This window comes from Pandoraea eparura, assembly GCF_902459725.1.
Taxonomy (GTDB): Bacteria; Pseudomonadota; Gammaproteobacteria; order Burkholderiales; family Burkholderiaceae; genus Pandoraea; species Pandoraea eparura.
This window is the reverse complement of record NZ_CABPSH010000001.1, coordinates 737,085-755,060: the sequence shown is the minus strand read 5'-3', so window position 1 is coordinate 755,060 and position 17,976 is coordinate 737,085. Positions and strand designations below refer to the sequence as shown.

The 17,976-nt window shown below is 62.1% G+C and carries 15 protein-coding genes; 9 read left to right on the top strand and 6 right to left on the bottom strand.

What is annotated here, in order from left to right:
- Window positions 1-108: 108 nt before the first annotated feature.
- From PEP31012_RS03375 to PEP31012_RS24120, 4 genes are read right to left on the bottom strand one after another with little or no spacing between them, the layout of a single operon-like run.
- Window positions 109-1,038 (bottom strand): metal ABC transporter substrate-binding protein, encoded by a 930-nt coding sequence (locus PEP31012_RS03375; protein WP_150587894.1) that lies wholly within the window; start codon window positions 1,036-1,038, stop codon window positions 109-111.
- 11 nt (window positions 1,039-1,049) lie between these two features.
- A complete protein-coding gene (locus PEP31012_RS03370) occupies window positions 1,050-1,913 on the bottom strand; it encodes a metal ABC transporter permease (RefSeq protein WP_174978089.1) in 864 nt (287 codons plus the stop codon).
- Window positions 1,910-2,725: a metal ABC transporter ATP-binding protein gene (locus PEP31012_RS03365; RefSeq protein WP_174978088.1), complete on the bottom strand. Its 816-nt coding sequence runs from the start codon at window positions 2,723-2,725 to the stop codon at window positions 1,910-1,912. The genes PEP31012_RS03370 and PEP31012_RS03365 overlap by 4 nt, the downstream gene beginning before the upstream one ends.
- Window positions 2,722-2,844 carry a hypothetical protein gene (locus PEP31012_RS24120; protein ID WP_281355404.1) on the bottom strand — a complete coding sequence of 41 codons (123 nt, stop codon included), beginning with the start codon at window positions 2,842-2,844 and terminating at the stop codon, window positions 2,722-2,724. The genes PEP31012_RS03365 and PEP31012_RS24120 overlap by 4 nt, the downstream gene beginning before the upstream one ends.
- Window positions 2,845-3,907: 1,063 nt before the next feature.
- Here PEP31012_RS24120 and PEP31012_RS03360 point away from each other — a divergent pair.
- Genes PEP31012_RS03360 through PEP31012_RS03345 form a run of 4 tightly spaced genes read left to right on the top strand, consistent with a single transcriptional unit; the run spans window position 3,908 to window position 9,118 of the window.
- The gene (locus PEP31012_RS03360; protein ID WP_150587892.1) at window positions 3,908-5,830 is read left to right on the top strand and encodes a PrkA family serine protein kinase; all 1,923 of its coding nucleotides are present in this window, start codon (window positions 3,908-3,910) and stop codon (window positions 5,828-5,830) included.
- A 15-nt stretch (window positions 5,831-5,845) separates the two neighbouring features.
- Window positions 5,846-7,108 carry a YeaH/YhbH family protein gene (locus tag PEP31012_RS03355; RefSeq protein WP_150587891.1) on the top strand — a complete coding sequence of 421 codons (1,263 nt, stop codon included), beginning with the start codon at window positions 5,846-5,848 and terminating at the stop codon, window positions 7,106-7,108.
- Window positions 7,109-7,154: 46 nt separating this feature from the next.
- Complete coding sequence (locus PEP31012_RS03350; RefSeq protein ID WP_150587890.1) at window positions 7,155-8,699, top strand: SpoVR family protein; 1,545 nt, start codon at window positions 7,155-7,157, stop codon at window positions 8,697-8,699.
- Entirely contained in the window at window positions 8,699-9,118 is a 420-nt protein-coding gene (locus PEP31012_RS03345; RefSeq protein WP_150587889.1) for a VOC family protein, read from the top strand. Before PEP31012_RS03350 ends, PEP31012_RS03345 begins: the two co-directional genes overlap by 1 nt.
- 21 nt (window positions 9,119-9,139) lie before the next feature.
- On the opposite strand, the gene PEP31012_RS03340 is transcribed toward PEP31012_RS03345, so the two are convergent.
- A complete protein-coding gene (locus PEP31012_RS03340) occupies window positions 9,140-10,504 on the bottom strand; it encodes a GGDEF domain-containing protein (RefSeq protein ID WP_150587888.1) in 1,365 nt (454 codons plus the stop codon).
- 886 nt (window positions 10,505-11,390) lie between these two features.
- Between PEP31012_RS03340 and PEP31012_RS03335 the strand changes: the two genes are divergently transcribed.
- The 5 genes from PEP31012_RS03335 (at window position 11,391) to PEP31012_RS03315 (ending at window position 16,392) form a co-directional block, all read left to right on the top strand.
- The gene (locus PEP31012_RS03335) at window positions 11,391-12,125 is read left to right on the top strand and encodes an ABC transporter permease (protein ID WP_150587887.1); all 735 of its coding nucleotides are present in this window, start codon (window positions 11,391-11,393) and stop codon (window positions 12,123-12,125) included.
- A gap of 20 nt (window positions 12,126-12,145) precedes the next feature.
- The gene (locus PEP31012_RS03330) at window positions 12,146-13,087 is read left to right on the top strand and encodes a glycine betaine ABC transporter substrate-binding protein (RefSeq protein ID WP_246171115.1); all 942 of its coding nucleotides are present in this window, start codon (window positions 12,146-12,148) and stop codon (window positions 13,085-13,087) included.
- A gap of 48 nt (window positions 13,088-13,135) precedes the next feature.
- A complete protein-coding gene (locus PEP31012_RS03325) occupies window positions 13,136-13,783 on the top strand; it encodes an ABC transporter permease (RefSeq protein ID WP_150587886.1) in 648 nt (215 codons plus the stop codon).
- On the top strand, window positions 13,780-14,979 hold the full coding sequence (locus tag PEP31012_RS03320; protein WP_150587885.1) for an osmoprotectant ABC transporter ATP-binding protein OsmV: 1,200 nt from the start codon (window positions 13,780-13,782) through the stop codon (window positions 14,977-14,979). Before PEP31012_RS03325 ends, PEP31012_RS03320 begins: the two co-directional genes overlap by 4 nt.
- Window positions 14,980-15,144: 165 nt before the next feature.
- Complete coding sequence (locus PEP31012_RS03315) at window positions 15,145-16,392, top strand: mechanosensitive ion channel family protein (RefSeq protein WP_150587884.1); 1,248 nt, start codon at window positions 15,145-15,147, stop codon at window positions 16,390-16,392.
- 317 nt (window positions 16,393-16,709) lie between these two features.
- Here the strand turns inward: PEP31012_RS03315 and PEP31012_RS03310 are convergent, their stop codons facing one another.
- The gene (locus PEP31012_RS03310) at window positions 16,710-17,834 is read right to left on the bottom strand and encodes an alkene reductase (RefSeq protein WP_150587883.1); all 1,125 of its coding nucleotides are present in this window, start codon (window positions 17,832-17,834) and stop codon (window positions 16,710-16,712) included.
- Window positions 17,835-17,976 lie beyond the last annotated feature (142 nt).

The following is a 17,976-nucleotide window of genomic DNA, read 5'->3' as shown; positions in this document are numbered from 1 at the left end:
AAAGCCGGCATGGCCGGCCTGTCCGGACCTCCGTAGCGGGGCCGGTGTGTGGTGCACGCATTATAACGCGTATAACGCGTGCACCGTGGCGGGCAGGGCGGTGGGCGACTAGCGGTTGTCCTTCATCGCGTTCGCGATGGCGCGCACGTTGTGCTGGAACAACTGGAGGTAGGTCGTGGCTTCCGGATTCTGCGACAGGGCATCGGAATACAACTTGCCGTCCACGCTCACCTTGGCGTCCCGGGCGATGCGCTGGATCAGGCGCGGATTGGAGATGTTTTCCATGAAGACGGCCTTGATGCCGGTGCGGCGGATCACGCGGATCAGGTTCGCCACGTCCCTGGCGCTGGCTTCGCTCTCGGTCGACACCCCTTCCGGGGCGAGGAACCGGATGCCAAAGCGCTGGCCGAGATAGCCGAAGGCGTCGTGCGACGTGAGGACGACACGGCGGGCGGGCGGGATCGGGGCGAACTGTTTGTTGGCCCAGGTGATCAGGTCGTCGAGCGCGCCGCGGTAATTCTTGGCACGTTCCGCGTAATAGGCGCTGCCGGCCGGATCCGCTCGCGAGAGCGCGGCGGCGATGTTGTCGGCCATCGTTTTGACACGCTCGGGGTCCTGGAACATATGCGGGTCAGGTACGGTCCTTCCCTCGTCGACCATCGTGCGGGGCTTGAGGCCGTTCGTGACGGTGACGAGCTTGCCGGGATAGTGGCTCGCCTTCATCAGGCGGGGCATCCAGCCTTCGAAGCCCAGGCCATTGACGAAGAAGAGCTTGGTTCCCGAAATCTTGGCGACATCCGCCGGGGTCGGCTCGTAGACGTGGGTGTCCTGATCGGGGCCGACGAGCGTCGTGACGTCGACGCGGTCGCCGCCGACGGCCTTGACGATGTCGGACAGGATGCTGAAGCTTGCGGCAACGGGCAGGTGCGTGTCCTGCGCGCGTGCCGGGCTGACGAGCGCCAGCGCCAGGGCGAGCAGTGTGGCGAAGCGCACCGTGCCCAGCCACGATTTGCCAGCCGATTGACCCAATCCGAACATGTTTTCCTCTCTCAAAGCGCCGGGGCCTTCGCCGTGCTGGCGTGGCCCGACGTGGCAAGCAGCGCGCCCAGGTAGGCGATGCCTGCCGTCAAAATGATGGCCGGTCCCGAAGGGCAGGCCAGGTAATACGATATCAGCAGCCCGATCACGCTCGACGCGCTCGCGACCAGCCAGGCCACGAGCAGCATGCCCGGCAGCGTGCGGGCGACTAGCCGGGCGGTCGCTGCCGGCAGCATCATGAGTCCCACGGCCATGAGCGTGCCCATCGCCTGAAACCCCGCGACGAGGTTCATCACCGTGAGCACCGTGAAGCCCAAGTGATGGCGCATGACGCTCTTGCCCTGCCCGTGACCGAGGAACGCCGGATCGGCGCTGTCGAGCACAAGACCGCGATAATGCCATCCGAACCACAGGAGCGTCACGGTTGCGATCGCGGCCACGAGCATCAGCGACGGATCGTCCACCGCGAGCACCGAGCCGAACAGCAGATGCATCAGGTCGACGCTGTTGCCCCATTTCGAGACGATCACCACGCCGCCGGCCAACGCCAGCAAATAAAAGCCGGCGAACGATGCGCCTTCGTCAAGTCGCGTGCGCCGGCTCGACAGTCCGGCGAGCAGGGCCACGAGCAAGCCGGCCACCATCCCACCGCCCGCCATCCAGGGCAGCGACAGGCCGCCGATCAGGTAGCCGATGGCCGCGCCGGGCAACACCGCATGCGAGAGCGAATCGCCCATCAGGCTCATGCGCCGCAGCACGAGGAACACCCCCACTGGTGTGCAGCCGATTGACAGCGCGAGGCTGCCCACCAGCGCATGGCGCATGAAGTCGAATTCCGAGAATGGGCCGACGATCAGATCCAGTAGCGCGCTCACCGATGGCCTCCGTGCGACGGGGGGAGCATGCCCGACGGGTGCGAGCTTGTGCGTTGAAGCGGGCCATAGGCCTTGGGCGCGCCGCCGGCGACGCGGGCGGTGTAGCCGCCGGCGCCGGACAGGCCGGCATGCGTGCCGCCTCCGGTGCTGTCGGCCGCCGGCAGCCCGCCTTGCAGGCACGCGGCCGGCGTGCCCTCGGACACCAGCCGGCCAGCCATCACGGCGACGTACGCGAAGCGCTCGCGCACCAGCGGCAGATCGTGCAGCACCGTCACCACGGTGCGCCCCTCGTCGCGCCATTGATCCAGCAAGGCAAGCAACAGTTCCGCCGAGGGCACGTCGATGCCGGTCAACGGTTCATCCAGCAAGACAATGGGGGCGTCTTCCACCATCAGCCGTGCGAAGCGGGCGCGCTGCCATTGTCCGCCTGACAACGCCTCCAGGGCTTGCGCGCGCTTGTCGGCAAGACCGACGCGCGCCAGTGCGTCGTGAACGCGGTCGAATTCGTCGCGCCCGAGGCGGCGTGCGTCGCCCGTGCGCCGCCACGTGCCGGTCAGCACATACTCCTCGACGCACATGGGGAAGCGGTGATCGGTCTCGGGACGCTGCGACAAATAGGCGACCGCGCCGTCGCAGACGATCTTGCCCGTCGAGCTTTTCTGCAGGCCCGCGAGCGCGCGCAGCAGCGTCGTCTTGCCGCCGCCGTTGGGGCCCACGACCGCAGAGAGCACGCCCGGCGCGAATGTCGCGCTCACGCGATCGAGCGCGACGTTGGGCCCGAAGTGGACCGAGAGATCATGACAGCCGATCACGACGCGACCCCCTGCACAGCCCAGTAGACGAGCGCCCAAAGCGGCAGCAGCACCAGCAACATGAGGGCAGTGCGCTCCCAGCCAGCCAGGCGGTAGAGCCAAACGGAAAAGCGGATCATGGACGAAGCATGGACAGAATCAGCGGTGGGGCGAAAAGGCAGTGCCCGGGCACAGTTTGCAACTGTGTAATAAATGCAACAAGGTTGCATTATGCCATGAAATGCCCTATGACGCCGCGCGCAAGGGACAGCGGCGCGCGGTGGCAAGAAGGACGCGTCGCGCCACGGGCCACCGCACGTTACATATCCGCGCAGCAGAGTCTGGCGAACCGGCGTAACATGAGTTCAAGCGCGATCGACTGGCACGCTGTTCGCTTCATTCCAGGGATCGGCAATTAGCAAGGTATTGATGAGACGGTGGCATGTTGCGGCGCCGCGGGCCGGTCGGGAACCCACCGACGGGGCATGAAGCCGGCGCTGCGGGCATGCCGACAACATCGAGGAGGTTCGCCCGTTCAGACATCCGGCCGTCGTCGACTTTCCGCCTGCGACACCATGCCCTCGGGCGTGACGATCGCACGACCTTCGCGACTTCGCGCAGTCGCGTCGCCTCGACGGGAAAGCACCCCATCTCGCGCCCACGTCTTCGCGTTCGTCGACGTCGTCGGGCCACCCCCTTTTTTTTCCGCAAACCACTGCGCACGGTGCGCCGAATGTCAGCCGAAAACGCTATCGAATAAATAGTATTCCTTAATAAGCGTCGAGGAAATCAAATGCCGAGGAATGCAGGCAAACCCGAGTGCGCATTGCGTGGGGAAGGCGCCGAAAAATCGCGCGATTTGTGATGTGGTTCGGTTGACGTGCGCAATGCGTAGATCGCGCGCAAAGCCCCGTGGAATATAGCGGATAGGGGATGCTTAGCGCTGCGGAAAATATCTAGCGACAGTTTTTTAGTTTTGTGCATATGATGAGGTAACGGTTGCAATTTCCGGTGACAAGTTTAAAGTCAACCTAAAGCAATTTTGAGTCGTTCATGTAAGGGAGGGGGCCGTGCGAAGGGTTTCGCGACAGTCGCTCCGGCATGTGGTGAGCCAGGTCGAAACCTTTGCGCAGTCATCCGGGTCTTAGGCAACAGAGCGGACATCGCGTCGCGATGTTTTCCGATGAGGCGGGGGTGAGGCATATGGATATTTTCAGCCACTACACGACACGTTTCGAAGCACGCAAGGAAGAGGAGTACAGCATCCAGGAATACCTGGAAATCTGTAAGAAGGACGCGACGGCGTATGCATCGGCGGCCGAGCGGATGCTGCGCGCCATCGGTGAGCCAGAGCTCATCGACACGCACCACGACCCGCGGCTCTCGCGCTTGTTCTCGAACAAGATCATCAAGATCTATCCTGCCTTCCGTGACTTCTACGGCATGGAAGACACGATCGAGCAGATCGTGTCGTTCTTCAAGCATGCCGCGCAGGGGCTCGAAGAGCGCAAACAGATCTTGTACCTGCTGGGTCCTCCGGGCGGTGGCAAGTCGTCGCTGGCCGAGAAGCTCAAGGCGCTGATGGAGGATGTGCCCATCTATTGCCTGAAGGGATCGCCGGTGCACGAGTCGCCCCTGGGTCTGTTCTCGCCCGAGGAAGACGGCAAGATTCTGGAAGAGGACTTCGGCATTCCGGTTCGGTATCTCAATACGATTCCGTCGCCGTGGGCCACCAAGCGCCTGAACGAGTTCAACGGCGATATCACCAAGTTCCGCGTGGTCAAGGTGCGGCCGTCGGTGCTGCAACAGATCGCCATTGCCAAGACCGAGCCGGGTGATGAGAACAACCAGGACATCTCGTCGCTGGTCGGCAAGGTCGACATCCGCAAGCTCGAGGAGTATCCGCAGGACGATCCGGACGCCTACTCGTATTCGGGCGGCTTGTGTCTGGCCAACCGCGGCCTGCTCGAGTTCGTGGAAATGTTCAAGGCGCCGATCAAGGTGCTCCACCCGCTGCTGACCGCGACTCAGGAGGGTAATTACAAGGGCACGGAAGGGTTTGGGGCGATTCCGTTCGACGGTATCGTGCTCGCGCACTCGAACGAGGCCGAGTGGCAAAGCTTCAAGGGCAACCGCAACAACGAGGCTTTCCTCGACCGGATCTACATCGTGAAGGTGCCGTATTGCCTGCGCGTGACCGACGAGGTGAAGATCTACGAAAAGCTCGTGAAGAACAGCTCGCTCGCCAACGCGCCGCGCGCGCCGAACGTGCTCAAGATGCTCGCCCAGTTTGCGGTGCTCACGCGACTCAAAGAGCCCGAGAACTCCAACATCTTCTCCAAGGTGCGTGTCTACGACGGTGAGAACCTCAAGGACATCGACCCGAAGGCCAAGTCGTACCAGGAGTATCGCGACTATGCCGGGGTGGACGAGGGAATGACGGGCATGTCCACGCGCTTCGCCTTCAAGGTGCTCTCGAAGGTCTTCAACTTCGACAACACCGAAGTCGCGGCCAACCCGGTGCACATGCTGTATGTGCTCGAACAGCAGATCGAGCGCGAGCAGTATGCGGGAGAAGTCGAGAAGCGCTACCTTGCCTACATCAAGGAGTATCTGACGGCGCCGTTCGTGGAGTTCATCGGCAAGGAGATTCAGACCGCCTACCTCGAGTCGTATTCGGAGTATGGTCAGAACATCTTCGATCGCTATGTGAATTTTGCGGATCTCTGGATTCAGGATCAGGAGTATCGCGATCCGAACACCGGCGAGATTCTCGATCGCACGGCGCTCAACGACGAGCTGGAGAAGGTCGAGAAGCCGGCCGGGATCACGAACCCGAAGGACTTCCGCAACGAGATCGTCAACTTCGTCCTGCGCGCGCGCGCCAACAACGCGGGCAAGAATCCGCTCTGGACGAGTTACGAGAAGCTGCGTGCGGTCATCGAAAAGCGCATGTTCTCGACGACCGAGGATTTGCTGCCGGTGATCTCGTTCAACGCGAAGTCGTCCAAGGAGGATCAGGAAAAGCACGCCAACTTCGTCAACCGTATGGTGGAAAAAGGCTATACCCCGAAGCAGGTTCGCCTGCTCGTGGAATGGTATCTGCGCGTGCGCAAATCCTCGTAACCAATCGGGGCCACTATGTCAGCAATCATCGACAGACGGCAAAACGGCAAGAACAAAAGCGCCATCAACCAGCAGCGCTTCATCAAGCGCTATCGCGACCAGATTCGGCGCGCGGTGGCGAAGGCGGTGACTGGGCGCAAGATTACCGATATCGATGGCAGCGGACAGGTCTCGATCCCGGTCAAGGACATTTCGGAGCCGTTGTTTCACCACGGACCCGGCGGGCGGCGGGAGATGATTCATCCCGGCAATCGCGAGTTCGTGGTGGGCGACAACTTCGAGCGTCCGCCGTCGGGCGCAGGGGGCGGCGGCAGTCGCGCCAGCGATTCGGGAGAGGGCGAGGACGATTTTGTCTTCAATCTCTCGCGCGAGGAGTTCCTGAAATTCTTCTTCGAGGACATGGCCCTGCCGGACCTCGCTAAACGCCGGCTCGCGCAGATTCCGGAATTCCGCAAGGTTCGTGCGGGCTACTCTGTCGACGGTACGCCGTCGAACCTCAACGTCATTCGTACGATGCGCAGCTCGCTGGGTCGCCGCATCGCGCTCACGGCGCCGTACCGCAAGCAGTTGCGCGAACTGGAGGCCGAGTACGCGGACATTGTCTCGCGCGAGGGCGACACGTCGCCGCGCGCGCTGGCGATGTTGCCCGAGATGTCGCGACTTCGCACGCGCATCGAAGCCATTCCCTACATCGAGAAGCTCGACCTGCGCTACTCGAACCGAATCATGCAGCCGCGTCCTCAGGCGCAGGCTGTCATGTTCTGTCTGATGGACGTCTCCGGTTCGATGGACCAGAGCCGCAAGGAACTGGCCAAGCGCTTCTTCATGCTGCTCTACCTGTTTCTGCGGCATAACTACGAGCGCATCGACCTGGTGCTCATCCGGCACCATACGACGGCGAAGGAGGTCAACGAAGACGACTTCTTCTATGCGCGTGAGTCGGGGGGGACCGTCGTCTCCAGCGCACTCAAGCTGATGACGGAAATCATCGCGGATCGCTACTCGCCGAGCGACTGGAACATCTACGGGGCGCAGGTGTCCGACGGCGATAACTGGGACGGCGATTCGCCCATCTGTCGCGATATTCTGATGCAGTCGATCATGCCGGCCGTCCAGTATTTCGCGTATGTGGAGGTGGCCAGCGCCGAGCCGCAGAATCTGTGGAACGAATACTTGTCGGTCAAGCAGCAGCACCCGAACTTCGCGATGCAGCGCATCATGGAGGCGGCCGAGATCTATCCGGTGCTGCACGACCTGTTCAAGAAGAAGGCGGCCTGAAAACGGTCCCGCGTCGATACCCCAACGAGGGCAACGAGGACGCATCATGGCGTATATATCCACCGGATCGGAATGGACGTTCGAGCTGATTCAACGCTACGAACATGAGATCGCGCGCATCGCGGCGAACTTCAGGCTCGACACGTACCCCAACCAGATCGAGATCATCACCGCAGAGCAGATGCTCGACGCCTACGCGACCGTGGGGCTGCCCATCGGCTACCACCACTGGTCGTACGGCAAGCACTTCCTGTCGTCCGAGCGCGGCTACAAGCGTGGGCAGATGGGGCTGGCGTATGAGATCGTCATCAATTCGAACCCCTGCATCGCGTATCTGATGGAGGAGAACAGCATGACCATGCAGGCGCTGACCATCGCGCACGCCAGCTACGGTCACAACTCGTTCTTCAAGGGCAACTACCTGTTCCGCACCTGGACGAGCGCCGACGCGATCGTCGACTACCTGCTGTTCGCACGCAACTACATCTCCGAGTGTGAGCAGCGCTACGGCGAACAGTCGGTCGAGTTGCTGCTCGACTCCTGCCATGCGCTCATGAACTACGGCGTTGACCGCTACAAGCGGCCCAAGCGCCTGTCGCTCGCGCAGGAGCAGGCGCGCCAGAAGGAGCGCGAGAACTATCTGCAAATGCAGATCAACGATCTGTGGCGCACGTTGCCCCATCATCCCCTGCACGATGACGACGAGGACGACGGGCTCGATCCTGCTGAGACCGAAGAAGCACCGTTCCCGGGCGAGCCGCAGGAGAACCTGCTGTACTTCTTCGAAAAGAACGCACCCAAGCTGGCCCCTTGGCAGCGTGAGATCGTGCGCATCGTGCGCAAGCTCGCGCAGTACTTCTATCCGCAACGCCAGACCAAGGTGATGAACGAAGGCTGGGCGACGTTCTGGCACTACACGATTCTGCAGCAGCTCTACCAGGAGAAGCTCGTCAACGACGCATTCATGATGGAGTTCCTGCATGCGCACACGAACGTGGTTTACCAGCCGTCGTTCGATAGTCCGTACTACAGCGGTCTGAATCCGTATGCGCTGGGTTTTGCGATGTTCCAGGACATCCGCCGCATATGCGAAGCGCCGACCGACGAAGACCGTCAATGGGCGCCGGACATCGCGGGCACCGACTGGTTGACGACGCTCGATTTCGCCATGCGCAACTTCAAGGACGAGAGCTTCATCCAGCAGTTTCTGTCGCCCAAGGTCATTCGCGACCTGAAGCTGTTCTCCGTGCTCGACGACGACCGCGACAGCCGCTTGCGCGTGACGGCCATTCATAACGACTCCGGCTATCGTGAGATTCGCGAGATGCTCGCGCAGCAATACAACCTCAGCCAGTTGGAGCCGAACATCCAGGTAGCGCACGTCGATCTGCACGGCGATCGCTCGCTCACGCTGCGTCATGTGCAAAGCGATCGCAAGCCGCTCGATGACAGCTTCGAAGAGGTGCTCAAGCATGTGGCGCGACTGTGGGGTTTCACGGTGCGGCTGGAGACCGTGTTCGAGGACGGCCGCAACGAAATGACCCGCGAGACCAAGGTCGAGAAGCGGCGGCGCTATGCGCTGAGTGCCTGATGAAGATTCCGTTCGTGGCGCTCGATCACGTGGTGCTTCGCACCAACGATGTCGAGCGGCTCCAGCATTTCTACATCGATGTGCTGGGCTGCACGCTGGAGAAGGTGCAGGCCGACATCGGGCTGGTGCAACTGCGCGCAGGCGACGCGTTGATCGACCTGGTCGACGTGGCCGGGGAGATCGGCCGCCGCGGCGGCGCTGCGCCTGGCCCGGAGGGACGCAATCTCGATCATTTCTGTCTGCGCGTGGAGCCGTTCGATGATGTGGCCATCCGCCAGGGACTGGCCTCGCACGGCGTGACGCTGGGTGACGTCATGCCGCGCTACGGCGCGCACGGCGAGGGGCCGTCGTGCTATCTCGACGATCCCGACGGCAATACCGTCGAACTCAAGGGGCCGCCGTTCCGCCCGCGTGGCTGAGCGTGGTGGCGTAGCGCGGCATCAGGCCGCCAACTGACCCAGCACGCTTTGGTCGCGTCCCTTGTGCTTGGCCTGATAGAGCGCCTTGTCGGCGCGCTCGAGCATCGCGCTGATGACGAGCGGCTCTCCCGGTTGCCATGTGGCAATGCCCACGCTGATCGTGATGGCCTCGCCTTTGTCGCGCGCCTTCTCGGGGAGCATGTCGGTGCTTGCGCGCTTGACCGATTCGCGAATGCGATCCGCCACGCGTAGCGCGGCGTGCTGATCGATTTCCGGCAGCACCACCGCGAACTCCTCACCGCCCAAACGCACCGCGAAGTCACTCGGCAGTCGAATGCAGTGCTGGATCGTGGTGGCGATGCGTTGCAGCACGGCATCGCCGAAGGGATGCCCGTAGCGGTCGTTGACCTGCTTGAAGAAGTCGATGTCGATCAGCAGTAAAGATAGCGGTATTGCACGTTGCTGCACCCGGTCCGCTACGAGGCGGATGCGATTGTCGAAGTAGCGGCGATTGTAGATGTGCGTGAGCGGATCGACGAATACCTTCTCGACCAGATCCGTATTCGTGAGCGCAAGCGACTGGTACTGGCGCGTGATTTCCCAGACCAGGGCGAGGGTTGCCACACCGGGCGATGCCAGTGCGAGAAGGCGTGCGGCATACCATTGATACGACGCGTCGCTGGGCGCCGTCAGTGACAGCAGCAACTCGCACAGCGAGATGGTGACGACAACCCACACGAGCAGGAACAGCTTGTGGGACAGCCGTGTGACCGCCGCGACCCGCCACCACAGCACGACATACGCGACGAAGAGCGCGTAGAGCGCGAGCGTCTCGACGCCGCCGCCGGGCAGCGGCGGCGTGGCGAGCGTGCGACCGGTGCCGACCAGCGCCAGCGACGTCGTTGCCCAGATGACGAGCACGGTGGCGCCATAGCGCGCCGCTTCCTTGTAGCCGGGTCGGATGTGCGGATCGCTGCGCGTGCGTGAATAACTACGCACACTCAGCATCACGTAAGCGGCGAAACTCGCTTCGGCCATCAGCCAGAGCCAGAAGGGGGCATGCGTGACGTGTGTCGCAATGCCGGCGAGTTGATTCGCGAGCAGTACGCCCTCGGTGAACATGAAGAGGCCGCGAAGCAGAAACGCGCATCCGAATTGCGCGAAGTATCGCTTGCCGTTATAGAGGTACTGCACGCCAAGCAGGCACGCCGTCGACAGATTGAGGATGCCGCCGGCGGAGACGAGGAAGAACGTCAATAGCGGATTCACCTCGCCCTGGATGGCGCGTGCGAGAAAGCCGGTGAGCGTGAGTGCCGCGCATGCCATCAGGATGACGGTGGCAGCAACACGATTGCCTTGTTCGGTACGGCTGATGGTACTTTTCATAGTTGTTATTCGCCAATCAACGCCCTCGTGCTTCGCGCACGATCGCCCTTTTGCCGTTCAACCATCGCGCCAGAGACTGGCCGCAAGGTCGTCGCCTCACGTGACCGTCCCGTTTCCCCGATTTCCCGCTAAATAGTTGAAAACTAAGATAAACCTCGGAGAATACACGAGTTTCTTCGGGTTGGCATCCGTTTCGGATGGTGAGCGTGACATTCCCGTTCGACCCCCACGACGGCCCGGATTTCCGGTGCTTTGCGCACCGTTTTCAGGGGGCGCTACCCCGCAGAATCGTCGCTGCGGAAAAAATTAATGCGACACAATGTTCCGATCTGCGGAACATTGGATTGGCGGAATTCGGGACGTTCACTCGGGGATTCCCGCAACGCCAATAATGACGGTGGATTGCCGAGCACACAATTGATTTGGAATCCGATATATATGAAAAAATGTGAATGGATATCACAAGTAAATACTCGGGATTCCTCCCGAATGAAGGCCGATGGGTTGGCAGCGACGTACTATCTGTACTAGAATAAAAAAAGCCAATCGCCTCGATTGGTTCATAGAAGCAGAAGCAAAAGGGTTGTCGGTGTTCCTCGTTGCGCCGGCATTCCGTTCCATCACGCAATGAGTTCGTGCAGTAGAACATTCGCGCGCTTTCAATGAGCGTGCACCGAGAGGCCCAGGCGCCCATGGCGTCGAAAGCTTGTCTCTCATGTCGCATTCGCGACGCCTGGTTCGTCACCGTTGTCTTCCACAGACCTTCGGAGCGAACACTTCACAATTCGCAAGGCAGCTAACAGTTGTCATGCTTGTTTGACCGCGTTGATACGCGGGGCGATTGCTATTGCCTCGCGCCAGCGCTGCCAACCCATTCACAGGGAGCATGAACGTGGCGAAGCAGTACCGCATTTTCTATCTGGCAGGCTTCGGTTTGCTCGGCGTTGCCGCAGCAGTTGCCTGTCTGCTGTATTGGCTGGGCGTCGACGCGCTCGTCCAATACCAGGGGGATCTGGTCTATTACACCCAGCAGCACCTCAAGCTCGTGGCGGTCTCGATGGCGATGGCGATCGTGGTCGGTGTACCTGCCGGCATGCTGATCTCACGGCCGAAGTTCGAGAAGTATGCCGAGCGCGCCGTGCAGATTTTCAATATCGGCAACACGCTGCCTTCGCTCGCCGTGCTGGCGTTATCGATGGCCGTGCTCGGCATCGGCGACCGGCCCGCCATCCTGGCGCTTTGGCTCGCGTCGCTTTTGCCCATCGTGCGCAATGCGTACGAAGGCCTGCGACAAGTGCCGCCGGCGTTGCGGGAGTCGGCGCGCGGCATGGGCATGACGCCCGCGCAAGTGCTGTTCCGTGTCGACCTGCCCAACGCCATGCCGGTCATCGTCGGCGGCATTCGCACCGCGCTCGCGATCAACGTCGGCACCGCGCCGCTCGCGTTCCTGATCGGCGCGGACAGCCTGGGACAACTGATCTTCCCCGGCATCTATCTGAACGACCCGACCAAGCTGCTGCTCGGCGCCGGAGGAACCGCACTGCTCGCGCTGGTGCTCGACGGCATCGTCGCATTCGCCAGCGGGCTCTGGTTCGCACGTCACGGCGCCCCTGCGCGCTAAGACAAAGGAGACCCATACGCATGCAAGTTTCATTGTTTCGCCCGCTCGCCGGTGTGGTGCCGCGCTGGATGCAGCGACTCGGCGCCGCCTGTCTGGCACTCGCTGTGATGGCCATGGGCGCCATGAGCGCCACCGCCCATGCCGAGACGCTCACCGTCGGTGGCAAGAACTTCACCGAGCAGTTGATCCTCTCGGAAATGACGACCCAGTACCTGCGCAGCAAGGGGTACGACGTCGAACTCAAGAATGGTCTGGGCAGTGTCGTCATGCGCCAGGGGATGGAGAGCGATCAGCTCGACATCGTCTGGGAGTACACCGGGACCTCGCTGATCGTCTACAACAAGGTCACCGAGAAGCTCGACCCTCAGCAGACCTATGAACGCGTGAAGGATCTCGACGGCAAGATCGGTCTGGTCTGGCTCAATCCGTCGACGCTCAACAACACGTATGCGTTTGCCGTGCCAGGCAACATCGCGCGCGAATACGGCATCGAGACGGTCTCGCAACTCATCGATCGGTTCCGGGCGAATCCGAAGATGCAGTTTGCCTTCGACTTCGAATTCGTCGGCCGCTCGGATGGGCTCGGGCCAATGGAGCGGTGCTATGACTTCCATCTTGCACGACGCAACATCAAGCAGATGGATCCGGGCCTTGTTTATACGGCACTCAAGAACGCGCAGATTGACGCGGGTCTCGTTTATACGAGCGACGGGCGCAACAAAGGGTTCGATCTGAAAGTGCTCGAAGACGACAAGGGATTCTTTCCGGCATACGCGGCCACGCCAGTCGTGCGCCAGGCCGTGCTCGACGCCCATCCGAAGCTTGCCGACGAACTCAACGCGTTGTCCGCGAAGATCAATAACGAGAACATGCGCGATATGAATGCCATGGTCGACATCGACCATCGCGCCGTGTCGCGTGTGGCGAGCGACTTCCTCAAGCAGGAAGGGCTGGTGCAGTGACGGCGAAGGCCCGTCACGACACCTGATAGTGATCGATTGAGGAGTCCCATGATTGAATTTCTGATCCACAACTGGCAGCGCGTCCTGACCCTTACCGGTCAGCATGCCTGGCTGGTGGCCGCCTCGGTGGGCGCGGCCATCGTGGTTGGCGTGCCCCTGGGCGTGCTGGTCACGCGTTTTCGCTGGCTCTCGGGCGCTGTGCTCGGCCTGGCCACCGTCGTGCTCACCATTCCGTCCATTGCGCTGTTCGGCCTGATGATCCCGGCCCTGTCCGTCTACGGTATGGGGATCGGCCCAGCGCCAGCCGTTGCCGCCGTGTTCCTGTATTCGCTGCTGCCGATCATGCGCAACACGAGTCTCGCCTTGCGTCAGATCGATCCGAGCATTCGCGAAGCGGGCATCGGCATCGGCATGACGTTCTGGCAGCGTCTGCGCCTGGTCGAATTGCCGCTGGCCGTGCCGGTGGTGCTGGGCGGCGTGCGCACGGCCGTCGTCATGAATATCGGCGTGATGGCCATTGGCGCCATCGTCGGGGCCGGCGGTCTCGGGGTGTTGATCACCCAGGGGATCAGCCAGAGCGATACCCGACAACTTGTCGCGGGTGCGGTCATGGTGAGTCTGCTCGCCATCGTTGCCGACACCCTGTTGCACCGCCTGCAGCGCGTGCTGACACCCAAAGGAATCCGAACCGTATGATTACCCTCGACAATCTCACCAAAAACTTCGTCCAGAAGGATGGCACGCCCATGACCGCCGTAAATTCGGTCAGCCTCGAGGTACCGCCGGGCGAAATCTGCGTCTTCCTTGGCCCATCGGGGTGCGGCAAGACGACCACGCTCAAGATGATCAACCGGCTCATCAAGCCGACGTCCGGGCGCATTCTGCTCAACGGCGAAGACACCGGCAACATCAACGAAATTGAACTGCGTCGTCATATCGGTTACGTGATCCAGCAGATCGGTCTGTTCCCCAACATGACTATCGAGGAGAACATTACCGTTGTGCCGCGTCTGCTCGGCTGGAACAAGGCGCGCTGCCGCGAGCGTGCGACCGAACTCATGGCGATGGTGGCGCTCGACCCGAAGCGCTACCTGTCGCGCTACCCGCGCGAGCTGTCGGGCGGCCAGCAGCAACGTATCGGCGTGATCCGCGCGCTGGCCGCCGATCCGCCCGTGCTGCTGATGGACGAGCCGTTCGGTGCGGTCGATCCGATCAACCGCGAATCGATTCAGAACGAATTTCTGCAGATGCAGCGCCAACTGGGCAAGACCGTCATCATGGTCAGCCACGATATCGACGAGGCGATCAAGCTGGCCGATCGCATCGCGATTTTCCGTCAGGGGCGTTTGGTGCAGTGCGCGCAACCCGATGCGTTGCTGGCGCGTCCGGTCGACGAGTTCGTGGCGAGCTTTGTGGGACATGACCGAATTCTCAAGCGCCTGCTGCTCGTGCGCGCAGAGGACGCGGCCACGCCGCAGCCGACCGTCAAGCCGCAGACGACGCTGGCCGAGGCCTACGGCATGATGGACGAACTCGATACGCGCTCGCTGGTCGTCGTCGACGAGAACGCACGTGCGCTGGGTTACATTGCGCGTCGCGACACGCGTCACGCGCTGGGGGCGTGCGGTGAGCGGGTGCGCGAATTCAAGGCGTCGGCCGTGGCGGGCGACAACCTGCGAGTGCTGCTCTCGCGCATGTACGAACACAACCTGGCATCGCTGCCGGTGCTGGGCGACGACAACCAGTATCTGGGCGAGGTCACGCAGGACTCCATCGCGGACTATCTGAGTTCAGGCAAGTCGCGCGGCAACGGTGGCGGGGCGATCACCGTGCCGCCGCCGCCGGGTGCGCCGCATGTGATCGCGAGCGTTCCTTTCGGTGCAACAGCGTAAACTGATGCGTGATTCGAGACGACGGCTTGCACGGTCGTCAGCGGGCGTACGTCGCTGACGTTCGTCCGACAATTCAGCGAATGACGGCCTGATTGTGGCCGTCTTTTTTTGTATTCCTCCGCCCGGCGGGGCGGTCGGGATAAACAGCAGGCAAGGAGTGGCAGGATGACGTGGGAAGCAATGATGGCGTGGCTCGACAACGCGCCTTGGGCACGGCTGGCCGGGGCGTTGGGGATACTGCTCGCGGTGGCGCTGCTGGTGCAGGCGGTGACGCGGTGTCTGATCGTGCGCGTGGTGCGCATCGTTGTGCAACGCACGGCGAACCGCTGGGACGATGCTTTGCTCGCGCATCGCGTCTTTCATCGCGTGGCGCGCATCCTGCCGTACCTCGTGATTCAGTTCGGTATCGCGTGGGTACCGGATCTACCGCCGAAGGCCCTCATGATCGTCGGCAATGTCGCGCTGGCGATGACGCTGCTCTACGCCACGCTGGCCATCGCCGGCGCACTCGACGCCGCGCAAACGGTCTACGCGCTCTCGGAGCATGCTCGCACGCGCTCGATCAAGGGGTACGTGCAGCTAGGCAAGATTGCGCTCTACGTGGTCGCGGCGATTGCCATCGTGGCGACGATCATCGACCGCTCGCCGTGGCTCCTGCTCTCCGGGCTGGGGGCGATGTCGGCGGTGCTGTTGCTGGTGTTCAAGGACACGATCATGTCGTTCGTCGCCAGCGTGCAGCTCACGTCCAACGACATGCTGCGCGTGGGCGACTGGATCGAGATGCCGCAAGTGGGTGCGGATGGCGACGTGGTCGACATCGCCCTGCACACGGTGAAGGTGCAGAACTGGGACAAGACGATCACCACGATCCCGACCTGGCGGTTGATTGCGGAGAGCTTCCGCAACTGGCGTGGCATGCAGCAGTCGGGCGGTCGCCGCATCAAGCGCACGCTATGCGTCGATGCGGGCAGCGTGGGGTTCCTCGACGAGGCGGAAATTGCGCGCCTGTCGCGGCTGCATCTGCTCGGGTCATATCTGACGGAAAAGCAGCGTTCGTTGGCGGATGCGAATGCGGCGCTGGGCGCGCTGGGCATTGCAGCGGCGGTGCCGGCCAACACGCGGCGGCTGACGAACATCGGCACCTTCCGTGCGTATGCGCTGGCTTACCTGAAGGCGCATCCGAACATTCACGAAGGCATGACGTGCATGGTGCGCTCGCTCGAACCGTCGGCCACGGGCATTCCCATCGAGCTGTACTGCTTCACGAACACGACGGTGTGGGCGGAGTACGAACGCGTGCAGGGGGATGTTTTCGATCATCTGCTTGCGATCCTGCCGGAGTTTGGCTTGCGCATGTACCAGAATCCGGCAGGTGCGGATCTCGTGCGCTGGCAAGGGCAGCGGGCGGCATAACCTAGCAGTGACGCGGGAATGACATCGAATGCTGGTGAGTCCGAAATACATCTCGGATTACTGCCGTTTTGCTTCAGGAAACTTCCGGAAGACTTTCGACTTTGTTGACTTGGTCCGTCCGGGCTACGACGATGCCATCTAATCCACGCAAGAGGGATCACGGGGATGACATCGAAGTGGAATATGGACGAACGAGACGAAGTGGGTTGTGTGGGGAGTGCACGACGCATGTCGCGATTGATATCGCAGTCATGCAAACAGAAAGGGCTCCCGCAGGAGCCCTTTCTGACGCAGCACAACGATCCAGCGCGTGGGCGTTACGCCGCCGATTCGTCAAGCGTCGGATAGTCGAGATAGCCGCGCGCGTCACCACCATAAAGCGTGGTGCGATCCAGTTCGTTGAACGGGCCGCCGCGCTGCAGGCGTTCCACCAGATCCGGGTTGGCGATGAACGGCTTGCCGAACGCAATCAGGTCCGCGCGGTTTTCCTTGCGCGCATCAATCGCCAGCGCGAGGTCGTAACCGTTGTTCGCCATGAACGCACCATCGAAGCGCTGACGAAGCTTTTGCAGATCGAAGCCGTTTTCGACTTCACGCGGGCCGCCAGTCGCGCCTTCGACGATATGCAGATACACGAGGCCGAAGCGGTTGAGTTGTTCGACGGCGTACGTGAACACGGGCTCCGGATGGCTGTCGCCGCAATCGTTCGCAGGGCTGATCGGTGAGAGACGAATGCCGACGCGATCGGCGCCCCACACATCGACGACGGCTTGCGTGACTTCCAGCGTCAGACGCACGCGATTCTCGATGCTGCCGCCGTACTGGTCGGTGCGATGGTTCGTCTTGTCGCGCATGAACTGATCGAGCAAATAGCCGTTCGCCGCGTGAATTTCCACGCCGTCGAAACCGGCGCGCTTCGCGCACTCGGCGGCATGGCGATACTGCGCGATGATGCCCGGAATTTCGGCGGTTTCCAGCGCACGCGGCGTCGGGTGCGGCTCGAAACCGTGCTCGGTGAAGGCCTTGCCCGCCGGTTGAATCGCCGATGGCGCGACCGGCAGGGCACCGTCAGGCTGCAGCGACGTGTGCGAGATGCGTCCGACGTGCCAGAGCTGGCAGAAGATCTTGCCGCCCTTGGCATGGAGGGCGTCCGTCACGCCTTTCCAGCCGGCGATCTGCGCTTCGGTGTAGATGCCCGGCGTAAAGGCGTAGCCCTTGCCTTGCTGAGAGATGTTGGTCGCTTCGCTGATGATGAGCCCGGCCGATGCCCGCTGCACGTAGTACTCGGCGTTCATCGGGCTCGGCACGTCGCCGGCACCGGCGCGGCTTCGCGTGAGCGGTGCCATCACGATGCGGTTGCGCAGTTCGAGCGGGCCAAGTCGGTACGGTGAGAACAGGTCCGTGTCGAGCGCAGTGAGTTGGGGGTGTTGCGAGTCCGTCATTGCTGAGGGTCCTGTGAAATTGGGGGGATGCTGTCCTGCACAAAACCTGCACAGGTTACGGCAATTCGCGCCGTCTTGCCGACGTCACCTGCGGCGGTGCCCGTCGGCGTAAAACCTCGCCTCAACGCTCGATGGCGCTTGA